The organism is Oceanisphaera profunda, from assembly GCF_002157895.1.
In the GTDB taxonomy this organism is placed as follows: domain Bacteria; phylum Pseudomonadota; class Gammaproteobacteria; order Enterobacterales; family Aeromonadaceae; genus Oceanimonas; species Oceanimonas profunda.
In genome coordinates this window covers 3250731-3272266 of record NZ_CP021377.1, presented here as the reverse complement: position 1 = coordinate 3272266, position 21536 = coordinate 3250731, and the positions used below count along the sequence as shown (strand labels likewise).

Below are 21536 nucleotides of genomic sequence, written 5' to 3'. Positions count from 1 at the left end.
AAATAACCTAAAGATTAAACCTTTTTTTGCCACGGAATCCACGGAAGAACACGGACAAGAACAACAGGCCTAAAGCTTATTATTTAAGACTTCCGCTCTTAACCAATGAGTAATTATGTTGGGTTTTATTTTCTGTGGGTTCCGTGACTCTTGTTACAAACAAGCGTGGCGAAGAGATCTTTAGTCTTGTTATCTCGTCCTATGTTTAACCCTTCACCCTTTACTCATCATTCCTCACATTGCTAGCGAGCGGGATTTACCGCTAATACATCGGCGCGGATCACGGATTGCTCGGCAATGAGGTCGGTAACCACGGCGCGGCTGGCTTTGTAATGCGGGGTCAGTTTGTGCTCGGCGAGTGCGGCTTCGTCTTGATAGATTTCATACAACCAAAACAGCTCAGGATCTTCTCGGTCTTGCAGCACATCAAAGATATGGCAGCCGGGCTCGTCACGCACTGAGGCAGCGGCATTAGGTAACATGGCAGCTAAGAATTCATCGGTTTTGCCAGGTTTCAGCTTGGTTTTGACAATAATTGAATACATTGTAAACTCCGTTCGGTGATTTAATTTCAACAAATAGTACACAAACCTTCCCGTAATAGACAAGTCAGCCACCATAAGCTGATTCACAAGGAGCCCCGCCATGGAAAGACCCAACCCTTTTAACGGCATGCGTCATATCGCTTTCACCATGCCCAATCTCGAAGAGTGTGAGCGTTTTTATACCGACATTATGGGCATGCAGCTGCTGCGCCGCGCCCACGCAGACTTGGTATACCTCACCTGTGGTAACGATAACTTATCTTTAGGCCGTTCAGACCTGCCCGCCAGTGGCGTGCAGAGCTTGGATCATTTTGGCTTTATCGTGGATACCAAAGAGCAGCTGGAGCAGTGGTTTTTGTATTTAAAAAGCCAAGGCGTGACCATGCTAGACCGCCCCCACGACCACGGTGATGGCGCGCGCAGCTTCCATATTACGGATCCTGCGGGCAACGTAATACAGCCGATTTATCACCCCGATATTTCCGGCCAGCGCTTTACTAACCCTTAAGGGCTAGAGAATTGAGGTCAATAAGACCTTAATTTTTGCAAAGCCGTGGTGTCACGCACCGCGGCTTTGCGTTATGTTAAGAACATAGTGCTTACGCACCCCACTTTGCAGCAGAGCAGACTATGTCCTTACCTACTCCTTTACCTAATGCCTCCCTGACCGATGAGCTAAGAAGCCAAGCACTGGCGACCCTCATCACCCCGCAACAGCTCAATCAAGCTTGTCCGTTAACCGACGCAATGGCACAGACGGTGCTCAATGCCCGCTCGGAAATCGCCGCCATTTTAACCGGTGACAGCCCTAAGCTGCTGGTGATCATTGGCCCCTGCTCTATTCACGACCCAGCAGCCGGCCTCGCCTATGCCCAAAAATTAGCGCCCCTGCGCGAACGCTACGCCGATAAATTATGCATAGTGATGCGCACCTACTTTGAAAAGCCGCGCACCATAGTGGGCTGGAAAGGCCTGATCAACGATCCACATCTTAATGGCAGCTTCGATGTTAATGCCGGTCTTAAACTGGCGCGCCAGCTATTGTGCGACATAAACGCGCTGGGGCTGCCCGCTGCCACCGAGTTTTTAGATATGGTGACCGGCCAGTATATTGCCGACTTAATAAGCTGGGGTGCCATTGGCGCACGCACCACCGAATCTCAGATACACCGCGAAATGGCATCTGCTTTATCGTGTCCGGTAGGATTTAAAAACGGCACCGACGGTAATATTCAAATTGCATTAGATGCGGTGCGGGCCGCCAGTCACGGGCATATTTTTTATTCCCCCGATAAAAACGGCCAAATGACCATTTATCAAACCGCCGGCAACCCCTTTGGCCATGTAATTTTACGCGGTGGAAAAACGCCTAACTATGATGCAGCAAGCTTAGCCCACGCGGCCCAAGCGCTCACCAACATTGATAAGCCGGCGCGCTTGGTGGTGGATGTAAGCCATGGTAACAGCCTAAAGCAGCATCAACGCCAGCTGTTAGTGGTGGACGATATTTGTCAGCAATTGCGCGCGGGTAGCCGTCATATAGCCGGTATCATGGTGGAAAGTTTTATCGAAGCCGGCCAACAAGCCGTAGTTAAAGGTAAAGCGCCGGTGTTTGGCCAAAGTATTACCGACGCCTGCCTCGGCTGGTCTGATACGGAGCTGTTGCTAGCTAAACTGTACGACACCATGGAATAGCACAGCGGCAGACTGCAAAAGCTTGGTCTTGGATAGCTGCCACTGCTGTTAAACAGAGAATTATACGGAGAGTTTATTCCGCCAACAGCAACCGATAGCCCTCTTGCTCTATCAAGCGCACTTTCACCTCAAAAACCTGTGCAATCAGCTCTGGGGTGATCACCTCGGGCGGGCCCTGTGCCGCTAATATTCCTTGATGCAAACACCAAATATCATCCGCATATTGGCAGGCGAGATTAATGTCGTGAATAGAGGCCACCACGGTTAGCCCAAGTTCCGCGTACTCACGCAATAAGCGCAAGGTCGCCAGCTGATGATGCCAGTCTAATCCGGCGAGCGGTTCATCCAATAACAGCAACTTGCCCTCAGGGTTCACGCTGGGGTCTACTTGCAACAAGGTGCTGGCAATCAATAAGCGCTGTTGCTCACCGCCAGACAACGTATTTAGTTGGCGTTGATACAAGCTGTTTAAGCCCAGTGGCTCGGCTAATTTCGAAAGTGTCAGGCACACCGCCTCGGTCACACCCCCGACCGGCTCAGCACCCAGCGCTAATAACTCATACCCCAGCAAGCCGTGGGGTAATACCGTATCTTGGGCCAACATGGCGCGATAGCGCGCCAATTCATGAGTGCTAACGTCACTTAAGCGCTCACCTTGCAGTGTTATCTCGCCCGCACCTTGATATAAACCGGCCATGGCGCCGAGCAAGCTCGACTTACCACTGCCATTGGGGCCAATCAATAGCGTTAGGCGCCCAGGGCTAAATTTTCCGCTAATGGGCCCAACGCGATTGGACAGTGCAAATTGTTCAATGAGCAGCATAACGACGCACCAATAACCAAATAAAAATCGGCGCACCCAAGGTCGCCGTCACCGCCCCTATGGGCACCTCGCCCACACTCAAGAGATTGCGCGCCAATACATCGGCCAAGGTCAATACGGTCGCGCCCGCCAGCATGGAAGCCGGCAACAAGAAGTCTTGCTTGCCACCCGCTAAGAGGCGCAATAAATGCGGCACTACTAAGCCCACAAAGCCAATGGGCCCGGCCATAGCCACGCTAAAGGCGGTCAGCAAGCACACCGCCAACACCAACTTAGGCTGCAAGCGGCGCACATTTAAGCCTAACAAGCGCGCCCTGTGCTCACCCAGCGCCAATAAGTCTAAGTGCCGACCTTGGCGCACTAACCACAATAAGGTGCCGATGGCGGGTAGCCACCACAACCAAGATAACGGCTGGCCATGGCCTAAGCTGCCCATCATCCAAAATAAAAAACTGCGCAGTGAAGCATCATCGGCCAAATACAACAGCCAAGTCAGGATCGCATTGGCCAAAATACCAATCGCCACGCCAAATAATAATAAGGCGCCCGGCCCTAAGCGCCGCCTCGCTAATGCCATTAGCAACATGGTCACCACTAAAGCACCAACAAAGGCCGCCAGCGATAGGCTCCAATAAGGCAAACTAACGCCCAGCGAGGCCGACAACGACAACGTTAATACCGCCGCCAGACTGGCCCCACTGGAGATACCAATTAAGCCCGGCTCCGCCAATGGGTTGTGCAGCAACACCTGCAGCACGGCACCGCACAGCGCCAAACTGGCCCCCACTAATACCGCCAATAAGGTGCGCGGTAATCTGAGTTGCCAAAATACTTGTTGCTCCAATGCCGACACCGGTCGCCATAGCGCGTCTATGCCTACCCCCACCGCGCCCAGCTGCAGGCTCAGTAACATCGCGCCTAGTAGCGCAGTTGTGAGCGCGAATAGCCAAAGATGGTATTTACGTTTTTGCTGCTTAATTAATGCTGCCAGCATGTGTTTACCTTATTCATTCAAGACTTTTCGCCACGACTCTTTATTACGGAACGCACGGGCAAGCTCAAGGATAACAAGTGATTGAACTATAAATAGTTAAAACCTTACCCTGAGTCATTTGGCACTTTTAGTTGTTATCACTATTTTTCCGTGAATTCTGTGGATTTCGTGGCAAATAAGATTTTTCTTCTTAACTGATGGCTGTGCTTAAAAATTAATCCAGCTAAACCAAGCGGGATATTGCTGCCACAACAAATGCACCGACATCACCAAAGACACGGTCACCAGCATAGGTTTAATAATGCGCGTACCTTGGGTGACTACCATCTTTGAGCCTAAACGCGCACCAATAAATTGCCCTAAGGCCATGGATAAACCGGCCACCCACACAACTTGCCCGCCTAAGATAAAAAACAATAACGAGGCGATATTAGAGGTGAAATTTAATAGTTTGGTGTGCGCCGTGGCCTTCGCCATACTAAATCCGGCTAAGGCAATAAAGGCCAACGCGAAAAACGAGCCGGTGCCTGGCCCAAAAAAGCCATCATAAAAACCAATACCGGTGCCGATTAACAAGGCAAAGGGGATCATCTTTAAGCGCTGCTGGCGGTCTTCATCACCCACTCGTGGTGAGCACAAAAAGTACAAGGCAAAGGCCCCTAATAAAAAGGGCAGCACTTTTTGTAAAATGGAGGCATCAATCAATTGCACCCCTATGGTGCCCAGCACGCTGCCAATAAAGGTACAAGCAATCGCCCATTTCATGGTGCGCCAATCTAGCAAGCCGCGTCGAAAGTAATAAAAAGTGGCGGAAAACGAACCAAAGCAGCTTTGCAGTTTATTAGTAGCCAGCGCCATGGTGGGCGGCATACCGGTGGCCAATAAGGCAGGTACGGTAATTAAGCCGCCGCCGCCGGCAATGGCATCAATAAAGCCCGCTAACAGCGCCGCCACCGCCAGCAGCGCTAAGGTGGTGATTTCCAGTTCCATGATGTTTATATCCTTAGCATAAAATGCGCCTAGCCTAGCAGCAGAGCGCCGTTTGAAACAGATAAACTGCCACCGGCCAGCCGATGCACCTCACAAAAGCACAACCCCACAGTTAAAAGCCCTATTTTCAGTCTATAAATAGCGTCTTGGCACGGCCTACTTAAAGTGCGGTTTATCTTAAGCTGAACTTAGCGGCGCAGCAGGCGGTCTTTATTAATATGAGGCGGCTTCTGGCTTAAGGCCATTTAGACCTAGCGGCGGCTATGTTAACGTAGTTAAACTTTTATGAGGAGAAATGTGATGACGGATCCGGTACTAAACCTATTACCTAATGATTTTCCGGATGCGGAAGATGGCGCATTTTTAAACTTGGGCCCGCAAACCTTAGTGTTAGCCGGTGGCTGCTTTTGGTGCACCGAAGCCGTATATCGCCAGCTCAAAGGTGTACTTGAAGTTACCGCCGGTTATGCAGGCGGCAGCCCAGATACCGCCAACTATGATGCGGTATGCAGCGGTGCGACCGATCATGCTGAAGCCATCAGCATTAAATACGACAGTAATATCATAGGCCCAGGCACCTTATTAAAAGTCTTTTTTGGTATCGCCCACGACCCTACCCAGCTTAATCGTCAAGGCAATGATATGGGCCGCCAGTATCGCTCGGCGGTGTTTTATCAAAGTGGTGCCGAGCAGCAGTTAGTTGCGGATTATATTCGATTGCTGGAAGACAATGGCGTGGTGCGTGCCTCTATCGTGACCTGCCTTGAGCCTTTATCTGCGTTTTATCCGGCCGAGCACATTCATCAAAACTATGCCGCGGCAAACCCAAATCAGCCCTACATTGCCGCCGTTGCCCAGCCAAAAGTGGCCAAGGTACAGCATTATTTTAAACATCGGCTGAAAAAGGATCTGTAATCATGGCCATTATTCCAAGCCCTTATGACTTAAGCCCACCGAGCGACGAGCAACTTGCCACACTCACTGCCGCCTTAAGCCCAGATGAGCAGCGTATTTTGCGCCAGCACGGCACAGAAGCGCCCTTTTGTGGTGGCCTGCTCGACAATGAAAAAGACGGCAGTTATCTGTGTAAATTATGCGCCTTGCCGCTGTTTTCTTCGGCCTGTAAGTTTGAGTCCGGTACCGGCTGGCCCAGCTTTTATGCGCCTTATCACCCGGATCACATCGTCGAGTACACGGATGTGACCCACGGCATGCGCCGCGTCGAAATTTGCTGCCAGCGCTGCAACAGCCACATGGGCCACGTGTTCCCCGATGGACCCGCCCCCACCGGCCTGCGCTATTGCTTAAATTCCGCCTCGCTGGATTTTTGTGAGTTAGGTGACACCAAACCCGACCCCCTACAAAGGGGCGAGCGGGAATGCTTGTAAAGAGTGAGGCGTGAAGGATGAAGAGGTCGAGATAAAAAAGCGCTGAATGCCCAGCCCTAAGCGAACCTAGCTGCTCTGTACTTTGTAGGCAAACGCTTGCTCTCGCATGTTGCCGCAGGCGAAACTCTTTAATAATGCAAAACTTAGTCGTAATGACAACAAAGCGCCGGACCTGATGGTCTGGCGCTTTTTTATATGCAGAGTATCAACGAAACAAATCCTGTCACCGGCGGTCTCTTTGGTAAAGAGGACTTCGCCAGCTTTGTAGCCGCCAATTTATTCGGCGGTTCTGCGCAGCAGAATGAGTTTTAGTTCAAACCCAAACCATGCCTCAGACTCTTTGCCTACAACATGGCAACTACAAGTTCAAAAGCCACGGCGCTTTTTCTTTCCCCTCACTCTTTACCATTCACGCCTCACCGCTGCATTTCAAAACGCCGTACAAAATCGGCGATAACGATGTCGTAGAGCTTATCTTTTAAAAATACGTCTTCTACACCGTGATCGATATTGGGGTTATCGTTCACCTCTATTACCGCCACCCGGCCATTACCTTCTTTAATATCTACGCCATATAAGCCGTCGCCGATGGGTTTCACCGCCTTTAGCGCCGCGTTCAATACCGCCTTCGGTGCTTCATAGGTGGGCAGGGTCACAAAGCCGCCCGAGTCTGCTTGTTTGCCACTGTCGTGATGGCGATAAATCTGCCAGTGGCCTTTCACCATAAAATACTTACAAGCAAAAATGGCCTGATGGTTAAGCACGCCAATGCGCCAATCAAACTCGGTAAAAAAGAATTCTTGCGCCAACACTAACGCCGAGGCATTGCGCAAGATAGCCAAGGTATCAATGAGTGCCGCTCGGTCCGCCACCTTATAAATGCCGCGCGAAAAAGCACCGTCCGGTATTTTAAGCACTAACGGATAGCCCAACTCTTGCTCCAGCAAGGCCGGTGTCTCTTTATTTTTAGGATTCACCATCAGCGTGTTAGGGATGGGCACCCCATGTTTGGTAAAGCTTTCGGCCAAAAACACTTTATTGGCACAGCGCAGAATTGAGGCAGGCGAGTCCATCACCACTAAGCCTTCATGCTCAGCCTTTTGGGCAAAACGAAAAGTATGATGATCAATGGCGGTGGTTTCGCGAATAAACAGCCCATCGTATTCGGCTAAGCGCTGATAATCTTTGCGGGTAATCAGCTCCACATTCACGTCTGCGCGTTCGCCGGCTTTCACAAACCGCGCCAATGCTTTGGCATCTGAGGGCGGCAGTGCCTCGTCTGGGTTAACCAACATGGCCAAGTCGTAGCGATAGCGTTTCACGGATTTAGGCTTGCGCCACATAATGCGCGAATAGGCCTCTAACGCCTCGGCAAAGTGGTCTTCCTCCTCGCCCGTCAACTCGCGGGGTGACAAGGTCGCCAGCCCTGTCAGCTCCCAACGGCTGCGCTTTTTAAAGGTCAGCTCTAGTACTGGGCACGGCAGGCGCTCAAATAACTCGCGGCATAAGGCTGCTAACTCCGGCAACGGACTGCGGCCAAAGTAGCTTTTAAACTTCAGCTTTTTCAGCTCGCCCTTACCTTCGCCCTCACCTTTATTCTTACCTTCACTTTTACTTCCATTCTCTGCGGTAAATGCCGACAGCGCTTCACTCACGCCATCAAAACCAAAGGCAAACAGCGCGCTGTTACGCAGGTTATTTAAAGTGGCCACCGAGGGGATCACCGTTTGATCCCGCGCCTCGGCGAGCAGCGAACAGTAGTAACCATTAGATAAATATTTGTTATTTTTACAGAGATTAATGACCCGAGTGCGCGGTGCATTTTTCACGGGCGCTTGCGTAAGATAGCTTTCAAAATCCAGCAGATTTTCGCTGGGGAAATACGGCGCCCAGGCGCTAACATCATCGACCACCAAAATAAGTTGAGCCATTTTTCCATCCGCTGGTTATGCCGCACAAGCTATGCCACTGGTCATATTACAAAATGGTTATGCCGCTGGCTGATCGTCATGCCACAGATAACAACAATTAACTTTATAGATAAATATCTGCCCGCACAGTGAAATATTCTCGCGGACAAGGCTAAATTATCGTACCTTAAATTACTCGCCACATGCTTTGAGTGCCTTATGTCTGCGCTTATGCCTGCAACCCAGATCCGCCCCGCACTAAAAACCGAACTCAATGAGCTCGTGGCCCTCGAAGAGCTGTGCTTTGAGCACGACCGCATGAGCCGACGCAGTTTTCAACGCTTTATTGAGCACCCCCAAGACAAGCTACTGGTCGCCGAGCAAGACCAGCAATTACTCGGCTATATTTTAGTGCTGTTTCGGCGTAACACCCGCTTAGCGCGCATTTATTCCATTGCCGTGTCGCCCCACGCCCGTGGTTTAGGCTTAGGCCAAGCGCTGGTAGAGGCCGCAGAGCTGGCGGCCCAAGAGCAAGGGGCGGTGTTTATGCGCCTAGAGGTGCGAGCCGATAATATTTGGGCGCAAAATTTGTATCAGCGCTTGGGCTATCGCCAGTTTGGCGTTTATCACAATTATTACGAAGACTTGCAAGTGGCCCTGCGTTATCAAAAAAGGGTGCACCTGTATCATCCGGCGAGTGGCACTAAAGGCGTCCCTTATTACCGACAAACCACCGATTTTAGCTGTGGGCCCGCTTCCTTAATGATGGCCATTAGTGCCCTCAATCCTGACTATGAGCCAGAAATAGACGAAGAGCTGCAGCTGTGGCGCGAGGCCACCACTATCTTTATGACCAGTGGCCACGGTGGCTGTGGCCCCCATGGTTTGGCGCTGGCCGCATTTAGACGGGGCTTTAAAGCAAGATTGATCCTCAATCAAACCAGCCCCTTGTTTGTGGACAGCGTACGCACCCCCGAAAAGAAACTGATTTTAGAACGGGTGCATCAGCAATTTTTGGCACAAATAGCCAACGCCGATATCGAACTGAACTATGACCACTTTACGCTTAAGCAGCTGGAGCAGGGCTTGCACCAAGGTGGCCTACCCTTGGTGCTGATCAGTACTTATCACCTTGATGGCCGCAAAGCGCCCCACTGGGTATTGGTGTGCGCCATCGATAAAGAGTTTGTCTATATTCACGACCCGGATATTGACGAAGCCACCGGTGAAAGTGCGGTCGATAAGCAATATTTGCCGATAGAGCGCAGCCGTTTTGACCGTTTAGCCCGTTATGGCCGCCAAGGATTGCGCGCCTTAGTGTGGGTGTTTAAAGATTAAACGTGGGTTTATTCGGTACTACTGACTTTAATGCCCAGAATTTTTTAACGATTTTCGCCGCCCTTCACTACAAAAAATGACCGCAACGGTCAGCACCTGTCGGGCTGAATCGTATAAAAAACAGCCCAAATAGAGTCTCAGCTCTATAAAGATCAAGCACTTAGTAAAAACTCACACTTCTCAGGTCGGTTTTCGCCGCTGGCCTTACCTTCCTTTGCCTCTCAAATTTCGTATAGTGAACTCAAGATACACAGCCGAGAGACTGTCATTATGAAAAAACGTATTATTGGTTATGCATTATTGCCCTTTCTATTAGCCACTACTCCAGTAATGGCTGGCGAAGACCTTAAAACCATTTTAGGTGGCGGTGCCGGCGGTGCAGCGGGCGCGCTTATTGGTCGCCAAATGGGCGGTGATACCGGTGCTCTTGTAGGTGCTGCTATAGGCGGCGCTGCAGGTGGCGGTGCCACAGCCAATCGCGGCAATAAAAATGAAGCCGCATTAGGCGGTGCCGTGGGTGCTATCAGTGGTGCCGCACTGGGTAAAGAAGTGGGTGGCCAAAATGGTCAGCTAATTGGCGCCGGTGTGGGCGGTGGTGCAGGTTCAGCCGTAGGTGCCAGAACCGGTGATACCCATAAACGCCAAAACGTAAATCATGATCGTTATTACGACCGCGATTATAATGACCGTTATGACGATCGTTATTACAACGACCGTTACGAAAGCAAATACGACCGCAAGCGCAGAGAAGCAGAGCGCAAGCACTATCGTAAGATGCGTAAACAAGAAATGAAGCATCAACAACGCTTGCGCAAACAAGAACACAAACGCCGCCAAAACTGGGTAAAGCGCCACGACCGCTGGGATGATTAAGCGAATCGCACCCACATGCAGGAGTCAGGGACGACTCTTGTAGCCCAGCTCAATTTGTTCACGGCTATTACTCCCACCTTACTCAAGCTAACGGCTATTGATTCTACGATTACCTCTCCTGCCCTTGCTGCTAATCTGTGCCACATTTCCTGCTTTGCTTATACTCATCTGGAAAACTAACTGATCAAGGCCTTTGCAACGAAACCCGCGAAACCCACGGAAAAATAGTAATCAGATCTGAAAGTACTTTTTTATAGTCAGGACGGGGCTGGCGTTTATCTTTACGCCGTCATCCTGACGAAAGTCAGGATCTCGTTTTAGGGTTTCCTGATTACTTATAAACCTCAGCCATTATGCAGACCAATGACTACGCGATGGGCAACCAAAACAAGCTTGGTTTTTACCTCAACATAGAGTTGTTAAAACTCCACCTGCTCTGTAATTCATTGCATTTATTGACACCAAAATCACTGAAACATAGCTGAGCTTTGTGGGTCATCATATAAACCAAGATGCTGCTCTTCAGGTACCGATCTCGGCCCTGTCGCGCGTTATTTGCTCATACTATATGCAGTCGGCGATTAAGTGATGATCTGCGGTCAGATTCTGACGGGGGCAAACAGTGGCCAAACCAGTTAAAACAACCAATAAAAACCTATAAAACAATAACTTAACATGAGATCGCTCGCATTAAAGAGTGATCTAGAACACCTAATTAGCTTCCTTTAGTACACACTCTGTTTGTATAGTGGTGGCAGTTAAACAGCCTGAGAGTGACTGAATTATGTTGAACAAAAAAATTATCAGTTTTGGCTTATTGCCGTTTATATTGGCCACTACACCAGTATTTGCCGGTGAAGATTTAAACACCATTTTAGGTGGCGGTGTGGGCGGTGCAGCCGGCACCTTAATTGGTCGCCAAATGGGCGGCGATACGGGTGCTCTTGTGGGTGCTGCCTTAGGCGGTGCTGCGGGTGGTGCTGCTACTGCCAATCGTGGTAATAAAAACGAATCCGCCATAGGCGGTGCCGTAGGTGCCTTAGGTGGCGCGGCTCTGGGTAAAGAAGTGGGCGGCCAAACCGGTCAGTTAATTGGTGCCGGCGTAGGTGGTGGTGCGGGCTCTGCCATAGGTGCACGCACGGGCGACGGCCACCGTAAGCCACAAGAAGTGCATCACTATTACCACGATAAAAAACACAACAAAAAGTACAAAAACAAACATTGGCGCAAGCACGACTGGGACGATTAAGCCCCTCGTAGCTTAAGCTAACCAGCCCACCCCAACACTTTTGGGGGGGCTTTTTTATGGCGGCTTTATAGTGTATTTAGCTCGAAATCAAAACCGTGCCGAATACTCTTTACCTACAATAGGGCCACACTACAAAACTCAAGGCCAAATGGTCTCTGTAGCCGGCAACTTGTTCGCCGGTCCTGCGAAGCAGGATGTTTTAAATTTATCAAAATCAACACCAAAACCGTGCCGAATAAATTGGCACACTACAAAACCTCGCGCCCTGTAGCTGCCAATTTATTCGGTAGGCCAGCGTAGCTGGATATGTTTTAAATTATCAAAATCAACAGCAAGACCGTGCCGAACAAGTGGGCACACTACAAAAACACCAAAAACATGAAACCCTGCCTCATACTCTTTACCTAAAAGACGGCCACCTTCAAATAACTGTCATTAAATTGAGATTAAACCGCCATTAAGACCTACTAGCCTAGTGCACAACTTCAACGCTGTTTACTGGCACAGTAAGGATAATGAATCATGAGTCAATTTGAGCATCAGGATGAACAAAACCACCCTCGGCCACAGGTGCCTGAGTTCACCAAAATGGTGGAGAAAAGTCTCAGCCGCCGCCGCTTTTTAGGCGGAGCCGCAGCTTTAAGTGCCGCCGCCTTCTTTAGTGTTTCCCCTGTGTCTCGTGCTATCGCCGCTGCGACCAGTAGCAGCCCCTTGTTAGGCTTTAGCGCCGTGGCGGCCAGCACTGCCGACACCTTTGTGGTGCCCAATGGTTATCAAGCCGAGCGTTTGATCTCTTGGGGCGATCCTTTGTTTTCTAACGTGGCGGAATTTATTAATGGCGGTGGCAATAGCGCCACCGATCAGCTGGGTCAGTTTGGCGATAATAACGACGGCATGAGCTTTTTCCCCATTGATGAAAATACCGCTCTGCTCGCCGTTAATAACGAATACTGCAATTACGAATTGATGTTTGAGCACCTTGGCAAACAGATGACGGCCCTTGATGTACAAAAAGCCCAAGCGGCACAAGGCGTCTCTGTGCTCACCTTAAAGAAAAATGCTAAAGGCTGGCAGTTTGAAAAAGACGGCCAATATAATCGCCGCATTCATGCCAATACCCCCATGGCGATTAGTGGCCCCGCCAAAGGTCATGCACTGCTAAAAACTGCCGCCGATCCTAAGGGCGAGCGCGTGCTCGGCACCTTTAATAACTGCGCCAATGGCCTCACTCCCTGGGGCACCTATTTAACCTGTGAAGAAAACTTTAACGGCTATTTTGGTAGCACAGCATCCACCACTGTCACGCCCGCCCAAACGCGCTATGGCATAGGCCTAAAAGATGCTGGCTGGCAATGGCATCAGTTTGACGAGCGTTTTGATTTAGCCAAACACCCTAACGAGTGCCACCGCTTTGGTTGGGTGGTCGAAATTGACCCCAATGACCCTACTTCAACGCCAATCAAGCGCACCGCCTTGGGCCGTTTCAAACACGAAAACGCCGAGCTGGTGATTGATAAAAGTGGTCATGTAGTGGTGTATTTAGGCGATGACGAACGCGGTGAGCATATCTATCGCTTTGTGAGCCGCGATAAATACAGTCCTGATGATGCAGCGGCTAACCGTCACCTGCTGGATGAAGGCACCTTATACGTAGCACGCTTTAACGGCGGCGAAAATAAAGATGGCGAGCTGGCAGGCGATGGCGAGTGGCTACCGCTTATTTTTGGCGAACATGGTCTTACGCCCGAAAACGGCTTTACCAGCCAAGCCGAGGTGTTAATTCATGCCCGTTTAGCGGCCACCCAAGTGGGTGCAACCACCATGGACCGACCAGAATGGGTGGCGGCGCATCCCACCGAGCCCATGGTTTTTTGTACCCTTACCAACAATAAAAATCGCGGTGTAGCCGACAATCAAGCACTCAACGGGCCTAACCCCACAGCCGAAAACCACTATGGCCAAATTGTGCGCTGGCAACCAACCTCAGGCGAACATACAGATGATACTTTTAATTGGGATCTGTTCTTGCTAGCCGGCAATCCGACTATTCATCAAGATACTTTGTATGCGGGCTCCGCCAATATTAACGCGGACAATATGTTCAATAGCCCTGATGGCATTGGCTTTGATAAGGCAGGTCGCTTGTGGATCCAGACCGACGGTAATTATTCTAATGAAGGGGATTTTGCCGGCCAAGGCAATAACCAAATGCTCTGTGCGGACCCAACCACAGGCGAAGTGCGGCGCTTTTTAACCGGCCCCATTGCCTGTGAGATCACAGGCCTTGCCTTTACCCCGGATCAAAAAACCTTATTTGTCGGCGTACAACACCCAGGTGAAGACTTAGCCGGCTCGCACTTTCCGCTCGGTGGCAGCCATACCCCCCGCTCCAGCGTAATGGTGATCACCCGCCAAGACGGCGGCATCATCGGCACCTGATGCTAAAAGTGAAGGGTGAAGAGATAAATCCACACCCATTTTCCACCCTTCACTGCTTTTAAGCCGTCTTCCTGATGAACATCAGGATCTCCGTCTCGGTGTTTCCTTTTAGCTGGGCGCAGGGCGCTTAGCGCTATTATTCTTTACGCCTCTCTCTTCACCTGTCTTACTTACTCAGCCTCTGCTTTACCTAACTTGGCTTCACGAAAGGCCGCTAGCTTGTCATCAATTAAGCTGCGGGTGGCCTCGGCATTATCTTTAATGCTGCCATCAAAAATCTTTAAGCCATCCAATACCTTGGTGGCTTCGCCGTAACCTTTATCAATCGACTTGGTGATCACAGATAAAAACTTCTCTACCTGCTCTTCCTCACCCATGCTGCTGTTCTGTCGCTGAAAAGTCTCAAAAAAGCCTAAGGCGCCGTCCACAATTCGCCCTGCGGTATTTTCCGGTGACCAATAATCATCACTCTGACCGGCAACTTTATTAGGCGTAATGGCATGATCTGCGCCTAACTCGGCGTTAATGGTGCTCATGATCTCGCTATAGAGAATATTCATGGCTTTATCATCGCCCTGCTTGCCGCCACCAAACATAGCTTCCACTATGTTTTTATTCGATTGCGCTTTCATCTCGCTACGCGACGCCGTGAACTCAGCTTTTTGCTCTTTTTGCTCTGGCTTGTCTTTGGCCTGCACCGGCTTTGCATCCACACGCACCGCTGCCGACGCCTGACTACCAGTAATGGGGGGTACTGCCATGATCCAACTCCTATCTGAAGTGAACTGTCATGAAAATGTGTGAGCAGCCTAAAGCTGCGCTTATTAAGGTATCGGCAGCAAGCATAACTTCTTAACCTAAACCTATTTTTGCCACGGAATACCCGGACGCTGAGCAATAAGGCAAAGGGAATGGGGAATGGGTGAGGTGCATACACTATACAATTAGCTCTTAAGTAGAACGGTATAACTGATGTGGAACAGAACTTTTTTTGCCACGGAAAAGAGCACTCTTTGTTTACGAGAGTCACGGGCGCAGTTCACGTGCGACAAGCAATAACAGCGCTAAGCGCCGAGCTAACATATAAACGCCGCCTTTTGTTCAGCTTGGTGCTTAGCGCTCGGCGCTGCCCTGCACTTTCAGTTCTGATCACTATTTTTCCGTGTTCTTCCGTTGCTAATGAGTTTTAGTTACTAAGACCTAAATCTAGATCCTGACGTGCGTCAGGATGACGACATAAAGATAAACACCGCTCTTTGTTTAGCTTGGTGCTGGGCGCCGGGCGCTCGTCGCTGCCCTTAACTTTCAGATCTGATCACTATTTTTCCGTGGGTTTTGTGTTCTTCCGTGGCAAAAAGTCTTGAATCTCTAAGGGTAAACTTGCAACGAAATTCAGATAAACTATGCGATATAACTTACTCGCAAGGACTCATTATGCAATATCGACCGCTGGGCCAAACCGACCTCAAGGTCAGCCTGATTGGCTTAGGCACCATGACCTGGGGCGAACAAAATACCGAAGCGGATGCCCATGCACAGCTGGATATGGCCGTGGATCATGGCATTAACTTGGTGGATACAGCCGAGATGTACCCGATTCCGCCCCGCGAGCACACTCAAGGCGACACCGAGCGCATGCTGGGCCGCTGGCTGAAATTGCGCGGCCAGCGTGAGCAACTGATTATTGCCAGCAAAGCCGTTGGCCCTTCCCGCGATGCGGTGCGCCCTTCTTACTTTAGAAACGGCCACGCTAAGCTGGATCGCGCCAATCTAATACAAGCAGTAGACGACAGCTTGCGCCGTTTACAAACCGACTATATCGACTTGTATCAGCTGCACTGGCCCGATCGCAGCGCCAACTATTTTGGTAAATTGGGCCTCACCGAGCTCCCCGAAGAAGAAGCCGTACCCATTATTGAGACCTTACAGGCACTGGCAGAAATAGTGGCCAGCGGAAAAATACGCCACATTGGCGTGTCTAACGAAACCCCATGGGGCCTGCATCAATATTTAAAATTGGCCGAGCAAGCCAACCTGCCGCGCATTGCCAGCATTCAAAACCCCTACAACCTGCTTAACCGCAGCTTTGAAGTAGGCTTATCGGAATTTAGCCTACGCGAGCAAGTGGGCTTACTGGCTTACTCGCCGCTGGCGTTTGGCATGCTCACCGGAAAATACCAAAATGGTGCCCGCCCCGCCGGCGCACGCTTAAGCCTATACAACCGCTTTCAACGCTATTTAAATCCCCAAGCGCAACGCGCCAGCGACGCTTACGTCAACTTGGCTCATGAGCACGGCTTAAGCCCCGCACAACTGGCCCAAGCGTTTGTGAATACCCGCCCGTTTGTGGCTAGCAACTTAATTGGCGCCACCACCCTTGAACAGCTGAAAGAAAACATCGACAGCGTAAACGTCACCCTAAGCCCAGTGCTGCGCACCGCCATCGAAGAGCTACACCAAGCCATGCCCAATCCAGCGGTATAAAGCGCTTACTGCGCTAATGTTGAATTTTAAATGCTTAATGTTGAATGAAAGACTTAAACATTCCTGATTACGTATGAACCTCAACCAAAAGCACCCTGTTTCGGTTTGTTCTTTGTAGCTGCCCCGTCTCTTTAATAAAGAGGACTTCGGCAGGCCAGCTCTGCTGGGTGTTACTGAGGTTTAGATTTAAACCAAAACACCAAACCGGGCCGAAGTCCTCTTCGCCGAAGAGACGGGCCCCTACAAGGTCAAAATACCAAACTGAGCCTGATATTTTTACCGAAGAGGTGGGCATCTCCGTGTAACCTATTGAATTTATTGGTGCTGAATTCACTGAAACATAACTGAACTTTGTGGGTAATCAGGAAACATCAAGGCTGCCTAGCGTTGAATAACCAAGCAGCCCTTTAGCTTGTAAATACCGAGCAATCTACTTTATTAGTGCAAATCAGCCAGTTTTACATCTTTCATGCCCAATGCTTGGGCCACGTCGTACATGGCCTGATTAAGGATCTTATGGGTTACTTTGTCTGCCTCATAACTCGCTTTGGCATTAATATCGGCCATCACTTGATTATGCTGCTTGTTAGAAAGTGCCTTATCAAACAGGTAACCGCTCCAAAAAGTACTATCTGGCGCAGTACCAGCATTGACCAGTGTCTTAGCAAGCTCAGTTCCTGAAAGGTCGGCAGGCTCAGGCAAGCTAATACCTGCCTCCGTTGCACGCTTAAGACCAAAGCCAATGGCTGCATCCATGCCACTCAGAAATGTGTTTACCTCCTCTTCACCGTATTGCTTGGTCAGCTTGGCCACCTCAGCATTCACAGTGTCCTCACCCAGCATGGCGACCAACGCCGTAGCAAAGCTAAACTTTTCAGCACCGCCCCCCGCTTTAACCAAGGCCGCCGTCACCTCCAACGCCGGATCGCCCATGTAAACCGGGCCACCAAACATATTAATCGCAGACTGCTGTTGTTGAACATCCATTGAGTGTTTCGCATCCGCCGCCAACACAGGACCGGCAGTAAATGCCGCCATAGTAGCCGCTAACAATAGAGTGGTAGTTTTCATGGGTATTCTCCTTAGGCTGTTATAAATAGCAAAATAATGGTCAGATCAATCCGACTTAATTATTCGCCAACGCATGAGTTCAGCCATCACATGTGAGGTCACTGCATCACAGCGTCTACCTGCAAATTCAAACGTATCAGACGCCTGGCTCTCTGCCTGCTGCACCAGATCCTTGCGCAGCATGTCTCGCGCTCGTGAAAGGCGTTTTTTAACCACGGCTTCACTCAAACCTAAGCAAAAAGCACTATCTATCACTGACATCCCCTCTACCGCACGCAACATAAACACACTGCGATAGGTTTCGGGCAAGCGCCGGATAGCAGCTTCCAACAGCCGCTTTATTTCTTGCGTGCTGGCGGCCATTTCTGGAGTATGTTTATCAGCCATATAGGTCACCGTCTGGTCCCACTCAAGTTGGGGCGCGTGAAGAAAAGTGACTTTTTCATCCAGTGAGATCTCAGGGCGCTGTCGGCGCTTAATACTGATCGCTTGATTAACCACAATGCGCGTTAACCAGGTTTTGAGTGATGCGCGGCCCTGATAATTGTCCATGTGCTTAAAGGCACTGAAATACGCTTCTTGCACCGCTTCTTGCGCTCGGCCTTCATCATCAAGCACCCCCATTGCGGCACGAAATAACGCCCGATTATGACGGCGCACTATCAGCTCAAAAGCCGCTCCATCACCCACGCGAGCTCGCGCTAGCAAACGAATATCAGTTAAATCGACCAGTGGAATTTGTGCTTCGGCTTTGGAATGGCTCATACCGAGATTCTCCATCACTGTTTTTGGATGCCTACCCTATTAGACGCAGCAGATTAAAATCGGTGACATTTATTTTTAACACCACCTGCCCTTCAGTATGTACGCTGACTATTAGTTCGTGAGCCGGTTGACATGAATTAGCGGATGAAAAGAGGCAAATACCAGCCAGTGTTTAGCAGGCGTATACCTGTGCTCACATTACGCCACCGGCGTAACCGTTTGGCACGGCGTAGTGTGTGTCTTGAGCTTGGAGTTCGGAATGACTACATGCGGTGGGTGATGGGGAGTGCATACGTGTAACACCGTACCTGTTGATTCGGTGTTTTTGTAGTGTGCCCACCTTGTTGGTAGGTAAAGAGTATCGGCACGGTTTTGGTGTAACCCATGAATTCAGAGAAGAGCTCTTAAGGCCTGTCCTGTTTCACAGAGCCCCTACAGGCTGTTCGACCCACCAGCCTCAAAAACCAACCGGCTTAACACCCTGCCCTGATGCTATTTATAAACTGCCTGTTCGGCAGTAAAGTTTACAAAACCGCTCAAAACTGGTAGTAACTTTTTGAGCGGCCTGTGCGGCAGTGAACCGTTACGCTGGGTAATGCTGGCCGGTGTCCATTTTCTGAGCTGCCTGTGCGGCAGTGAAGATCCCTATCCCTGATGGCTCTTTCGGCTCCCTTCCATTTTTCTAAGCCGCCTGTGCGGCGGTGAAGATCATCACCACCAGCATCCGCTTTACACTCGCTTTCTAAGCCGCCTGTGCGGCGGTGAAGGTTATATTTAAACATTTGACCCTCCTTGGTTTTTTCTAAGCCGCCTGTGCGGCGGTGAAGACGCCGAGGAGTACCGGATCGTATTGTGCACGTTTCTAAGCCGCCTGTGCGGCGGTGAAGTAAAAAAGAAATGTGCATGGCAATAGGTGGAGTTTCTAAGCCGCCTGTGCGGCGGTGAAGGAGCAAGACGACCGGAGCCACGGCGAACAGCATTTCTAAGCCGCCTGTGCGGCGGTGAAGCGGCATTCATAAACGGCACGGAAACGGCGGACTTTCTAAGCCGCCTGTGCGGCGGTGAAGAGATCCGATCGGGCTGGGCCAACGTGGGGCAATTTCTAAGCCGCCTGTGCGGCGGTGAAGCAAACATGGATCGACCTTGTTGATCACAGCACTTTCTAAGCCGCCTGTGCGGCGGTGAAGGACAACGAAGCGGTGATCGCCCAGCTCATTGATTTCTAAGCCGCCTGTGCGGCGGTGAAGGCGTTCTGCAAAGCCGGTGTGCTTGGCCATGTTTTCTAAGCCGCCTGTGCGGCGGTGAAGGCTAGCCAGTTAATACCCTTAGCTGTGAACTTTTTCTAAGCCGCCTGTGCGGCGGTGAAGAACCTTAACCCCGAAACAACCCTACAAATTCATTTCTAAGCCGCCTGTGCGGCGGTGAAGCTAAGGGTAAGGTTCGGCCTACCGCTCCTTGTTTTCTAAGCCGCCTGTGCGGCGGTGAAGCCGTAGCACTCCACGGCATCGAGTGTGTCGGATTTCTAAGCCGCCTGTGCGGCGGTGAAGTCCGCCGCCGACGCACGGGTGTAGAGGGTACATTTCTAAGCCGCCTGTGCGGCGGTGAAGCATCTCTGATTATGTTAAAAAACTCCGTGCTTTTTCTAAGCCGCCTGTGCGGCGGTGAAGGCATTTGAAGCCCGCGCCCTAACGCAGGTTAATTTCTAAGCCGCCTGTGCGGCGGTGAAGATGTATGCCTTGGCTAAGTGAAACGCCTTAGTTTTCTAAGCCGCCTGTGCGGCGGTGAAGGCATGGTTACTCGCTGGCGCTGGGCGTGTAGCTTTCTAAGCCGCCTGTGCGGCGGTGAAGGCAACCAATAGCGGAAAGGGGCGCAGTGAAGCTTTCTAAGCCGCCTGTGCGGCGGTGAAGGGGGGATTGTGTTATTAACTACTTTTATTACGTTTCTAAGCCGCCTGTGCGGCGGTGAAGCATGCCAAGGCGGTTCCATAAGATGCGCGTTATTTCTAAGCCGCCTGTGCGGCGGTGAAGAATTATAGTTGTGACCGTCACGAATGCAAGGTTTTCTAAGCCGCCTGTGCGGCGGTGAAGTTGACCAGGCACGGTTTGTAAGCTCGCGGTTTTTTCTAAGCCGCCTGTGCGGCGGTGAAGCACTTATCAGCAGTTTAAATTGCTAACTGTTATTTCTAAGCCGCCTGTGCGGCGGTGAAGAGTAGAAACTTAACACAAAAAATAGTTACAACAAAGGCTTAGCTAAGAATATGAAAAAATACCCTTATTTTCAGCGCTGTTGTAACTATCTGTTTTAATTGTATATTTTTAAAGAGCTTATTTTGAGGTTAAAAATGCGGTACTGAAGCTATTTGCTCGCCTCGTACTGCACTTAAGCCATAGCAATTTAACTGCCCTTCTCTTACACCTGCTACTTCTACCCGTTCAATAAACAATGGAAACTTAGCCGAACCGGTGAGGTTTTTCGCTTTGGTCTCCAAGCTTTCCATCCAGATAAAAGGCAATTTCGAGTCCGCTGCGGGTTTGCTTTTCTCCAGTTGCTGCAAGCACAGCTCAAGGCTTTGGCCTGACTTTGTAGACCAGATCTGAGCTTTACTGAGCATGTCTTTTTCGATGCGAGCCTGGCCTTTTACCCGATGGCGAACAAACGCAACATGAGAGACCGATTCAGGCACCAGCTGAATCGATTTCAAATGGGTGTAATCCTCAAACCGACTGAGAAACCCCGCCAAATTCAATTTCTCCAACTGTGCTTGCTCTTTAGCCAGCACCCGCAGTTTATTACCCAGTGGAAAGCCGTTACTGCCAAAGCTAGGAAAACTCACGGCAATAGCACTGTGCTGTTCGTCGACCTTTTGTTCGACCAGTGCAATGTGCACCTGCTGGTAGATTTTCTGCCAGAGAAAACCCAGCGCAATGTCCGCATCCGGCAGCAAGGTGATGTCTTGGTAGTAATTCATGGGT

17 protein-coding genes, 1 pseudogene and 1 CRISPR repeat array are annotated in these 21536 nt (G+C 50.4%); of the genes and pseudogenes, 9 read left to right on the top strand and 9 right to left on the bottom strand.

Annotated elements, in window-relative coordinates:
• Positions 1-242 precede the first annotated feature (242 nt).
• Positions 243-545 (bottom strand): putative quinol monooxygenase, encoded by a 303-nt coding sequence (locus tag CBP31_RS14455; protein WP_087038359.1) that lies wholly within the window; start codon positions 543-545, stop codon positions 243-245.
• 100 nt (positions 546-645) lie between these two features.
• Here CBP31_RS14455 and CBP31_RS14450 point away from each other — a divergent pair, with 100 nt between their 5' ends.
• Positions 646-1053 (top strand): VOC family protein, encoded by a 408-nt coding sequence (locus tag CBP31_RS14450; protein WP_087038358.1) that lies wholly within the window; start codon positions 646-648, stop codon positions 1051-1053.
• Between the two features lie 122 nt (positions 1054-1175).
• Positions 1176-2240, top strand: coding sequence for a 3-deoxy-7-phosphoheptulonate synthase (locus CBP31_RS14445; protein WP_087038357.1), 1065 nt, complete (start codon positions 1176-1178; stop codon positions 2238-2240).
• A gap of 73 nt (positions 2241-2313) precedes the next feature.
• On the opposite strand, the gene CBP31_RS14440 is transcribed toward CBP31_RS14445, so the two are convergent.
• The 3 genes from CBP31_RS14440 to CBP31_RS14430 form a co-directional block, all read right to left on the bottom strand.
• Positions 2314-3063, bottom strand: a complete 750-nt coding sequence (locus CBP31_RS14440; RefSeq protein ID WP_087038356.1) for a vitamin B12 ABC transporter ATP-binding protein BtuD — start codon at positions 3061-3063, stop codon at positions 2314-2316.
• On the bottom strand, positions 3050-4057 hold the full coding sequence (btuC, locus tag CBP31_RS14435; RefSeq protein ID WP_087038355.1) for a vitamin B12 ABC transporter permease BtuC: 1008 nt from the start codon (positions 4055-4057) through the stop codon (positions 3050-3052). Before btuC ends, CBP31_RS14440 begins: the two co-directional genes overlap by 14 nt.
• A 207-nt stretch (positions 4058-4264) precedes the next feature.
• Positions 4265-5047, bottom strand: a complete 783-nt coding sequence (locus tag CBP31_RS14430) for a TSUP family transporter (protein WP_087038354.1) — start codon at positions 5045-5047, stop codon at positions 4265-4267.
• 300 nt (positions 5048-5347) lie between these two features.
• Here CBP31_RS14430 and msrA point away from each other — a divergent pair, with 300 nt between their 5' ends.
• Positions 5348-5962, top strand: a complete 615-nt coding sequence (msrA, locus tag CBP31_RS14425) for a peptide-methionine (S)-S-oxide reductase MsrA (RefSeq protein WP_087038353.1) — start codon at positions 5348-5350, stop codon at positions 5960-5962.
• 2 nt (positions 5963-5964) lie between these two features.
• The gene (gene msrB / locus CBP31_RS14420; RefSeq protein WP_087038352.1) at positions 5965-6435 is read left to right on the top strand and encodes a peptide-methionine (R)-S-oxide reductase MsrB; all 471 of its coding nucleotides are present in this window, start codon (positions 5965-5967) and stop codon (positions 6433-6435) included.
• 416 nt (positions 6436-6851) lie between these two features.
• Here msrB and CBP31_RS14415 read toward each other — a convergent pair whose 3' ends face one another.
• Complete coding sequence (locus tag CBP31_RS14415) at positions 6852-8366, bottom strand: RimK family protein (protein WP_087038351.1); 1515 nt, start codon at positions 8364-8366, stop codon at positions 6852-6854.
• 198 nt (positions 8367-8564) lie between these two features.
• On the opposite strand from CBP31_RS14415, the gene CBP31_RS14410 reads away from it, so the two are divergent.
• The 4 genes and pseudogenes from CBP31_RS14410 (at position 8565) to CBP31_RS14395 (ending at position 14244) form a co-directional block, all read left to right on the top strand.
• Positions 8565-9683, top strand: coding sequence for a GNAT family N-acetyltransferase/peptidase C39 family protein (locus CBP31_RS14410; protein WP_227875048.1), 1119 nt, complete (start codon positions 8565-8567; stop codon positions 9681-9683).
• A gap of 330 nt (positions 9684-10013) precedes the next feature.
• Positions 10014-10364, top strand: a pseudogene (locus CBP31_RS14405) (YMGG-like glycine zipper-containing protein); the annotation flags it as partial.
• Between the two features lie 976 nt (positions 10365-11340).
• Positions 11341-11805 (top strand): hypothetical protein, encoded by a 465-nt coding sequence (locus CBP31_RS14400; protein ID WP_169713003.1) that lies wholly within the window; start codon positions 11341-11343, stop codon positions 11803-11805.
• A 522-nt stretch (positions 11806-12327) separates the two neighbouring features.
• Positions 12328-14244, top strand: a complete 1917-nt coding sequence (locus CBP31_RS14395) for a PhoX family protein (protein ID WP_087038350.1) — start codon at positions 12328-12330, stop codon at positions 14242-14244.
• 170 nt (positions 14245-14414) lie between these two features.
• Here CBP31_RS14395 and CBP31_RS14390 read toward each other — a convergent pair whose 3' ends face one another.
• Entirely contained in the window at positions 14415-15005 is a 591-nt protein-coding gene (locus CBP31_RS14390; RefSeq protein ID WP_087038349.1) for a DUF5610 domain-containing protein, read from the bottom strand.
• Positions 15006-15678: 673 nt separating this feature from the next.
• Here CBP31_RS14390 and CBP31_RS14385 point away from each other — a divergent pair.
• A complete protein-coding gene (locus CBP31_RS14385; RefSeq protein ID WP_087038348.1) occupies positions 15679-16728 on the top strand; it encodes an NADP(H)-dependent aldo-keto reductase in 1050 nt (349 codons plus the stop codon).
• Between the two features lie 438 nt (positions 16729-17166).
• Here the strand turns inward: CBP31_RS14385 and CBP31_RS14375 are convergent, their stop codons facing one another.
• From CBP31_RS14375 to cas6f, 3 genes are all read right to left on the bottom strand, one after another.
• On the bottom strand, positions 17167-17799 hold the full coding sequence (locus tag CBP31_RS14375; protein WP_087038346.1) for a hypothetical protein: 633 nt from the start codon (positions 17797-17799) through the stop codon (positions 17167-17169).
• A gap of 45 nt (positions 17800-17844) precedes the next feature.
• Positions 17845-18564: an RNA polymerase sigma factor gene (locus CBP31_RS14370; RefSeq protein WP_161492533.1), complete on the bottom strand. Its 720-nt coding sequence runs from the start codon at positions 18562-18564 to the stop codon at positions 17845-17847.
• Between the two features lie 553 nt (positions 18565-19117).
• Positions 19118-20771: a CRISPR direct-repeat array (repeat unit 28 nt; unit sequence TTTCTAAGCCGCCTGTGCGGCGGTGAAG).
• Positions 20772-20899: 128 nt separating this feature from the next.
• On the bottom strand, positions 20900-21532 hold the full coding sequence (gene cas6f, locus CBP31_RS14365; RefSeq protein WP_087038344.1) for a type I-F CRISPR-associated endoribonuclease Cas6/Csy4: 633 nt from the start codon (positions 21530-21532) through the stop codon (positions 20900-20902).
• Between the last annotated feature and the right edge of the window lie 4 nt (positions 21533-21536).

Excerpts from the sequence above, each read along its gene's own strand:
- CBP31_RS14455 (WP_087038359.1), bottom strand. The coding sequence starts at position 545 with ATGTATTCAATTATTGTCAAAACCAAGCTGAAACCTGGCAAAACCGAT.
- CBP31_RS14450 (WP_087038358.1), top strand. The coding sequence starts at position 646 with ATGGAAAGACCCAACCCTTTTAACGGCATGCGTCATATCGCTTTCACC.
- CBP31_RS14445 (WP_087038357.1), top strand. The coding sequence starts at position 1,176 with ATGTCCTTACCTACTCCTTTACCTAATGCCTCCCTGACCGATGAGCTA.
- CBP31_RS14440 (WP_087038356.1), bottom strand. The coding sequence starts at position 3,063 with ATGCTGCTCATTGAACAATTTGCACTGTCCAATCGCGTTGGGCCCATT.
- btuC (WP_087038355.1), bottom strand. The coding sequence starts at position 4,057 with ATGCTGGCAGCATTAATTAAGCAGCAAAAACGTAAATACCATCTTTGG.
- CBP31_RS14430 (WP_087038354.1), bottom strand. The coding sequence starts at position 5,047 with ATGGAACTGGAAATCACCACCTTAGCGCTGCTGGCGGTGGCGGCGCTG.
- msrA (WP_087038353.1), top strand. The coding sequence starts at position 5,348 with ATGACGGATCCGGTACTAAACCTATTACCTAATGATTTTCCGGATGCG.
- msrB (WP_087038352.1), top strand. The coding sequence starts at position 5,965 with ATGGCCATTATTCCAAGCCCTTATGACTTAAGCCCACCGAGCGACGAG.
- CBP31_RS14415 (WP_087038351.1), bottom strand. The coding sequence starts at position 8,366 with ATGGCTCAACTTATTTTGGTGGTCGATGATGTTAGCGCCTGGGCGCCG.
- CBP31_RS14410 (WP_227875048.1), top strand. The coding sequence starts at position 8,565 with ATGTCTGCGCTTATGCCTGCAACCCAGATCCGCCCCGCACTAAAAACC.
- CBP31_RS14400 (WP_169713003.1), top strand. The coding sequence starts at position 11,341 with ATGTTGAACAAAAAAATTATCAGTTTTGGCTTATTGCCGTTTATATTG.
- CBP31_RS14395 (WP_087038350.1), top strand. The coding sequence starts at position 12,328 with ATGAGTCAATTTGAGCATCAGGATGAACAAAACCACCCTCGGCCACAG.
- CBP31_RS14390 (WP_087038349.1), bottom strand. The coding sequence starts at position 15,005 with ATGGCAGTACCCCCCATTACTGGTAGTCAGGCGTCGGCAGCGGTGCGT.
- CBP31_RS14385 (WP_087038348.1), top strand. The coding sequence starts at position 15,679 with ATGCAATATCGACCGCTGGGCCAAACCGACCTCAAGGTCAGCCTGATT.
- CBP31_RS14375 (WP_087038346.1), bottom strand. The coding sequence starts at position 17,799 with ATGAAAACTACCACTCTATTGTTAGCGGCTACTATGGCGGCATTTACT.
- CBP31_RS14370 (WP_161492533.1), bottom strand. The coding sequence starts at position 18,564 with ATGAGCCATTCCAAAGCCGAAGCACAAATTCCACTGGTCGATTTAACT.
- cas6f (WP_087038344.1), bottom strand. The coding sequence starts at position 21,532 with ATGAATTACTACCAAGACATCACCTTGCTGCCGGATGCGGACATTGCG.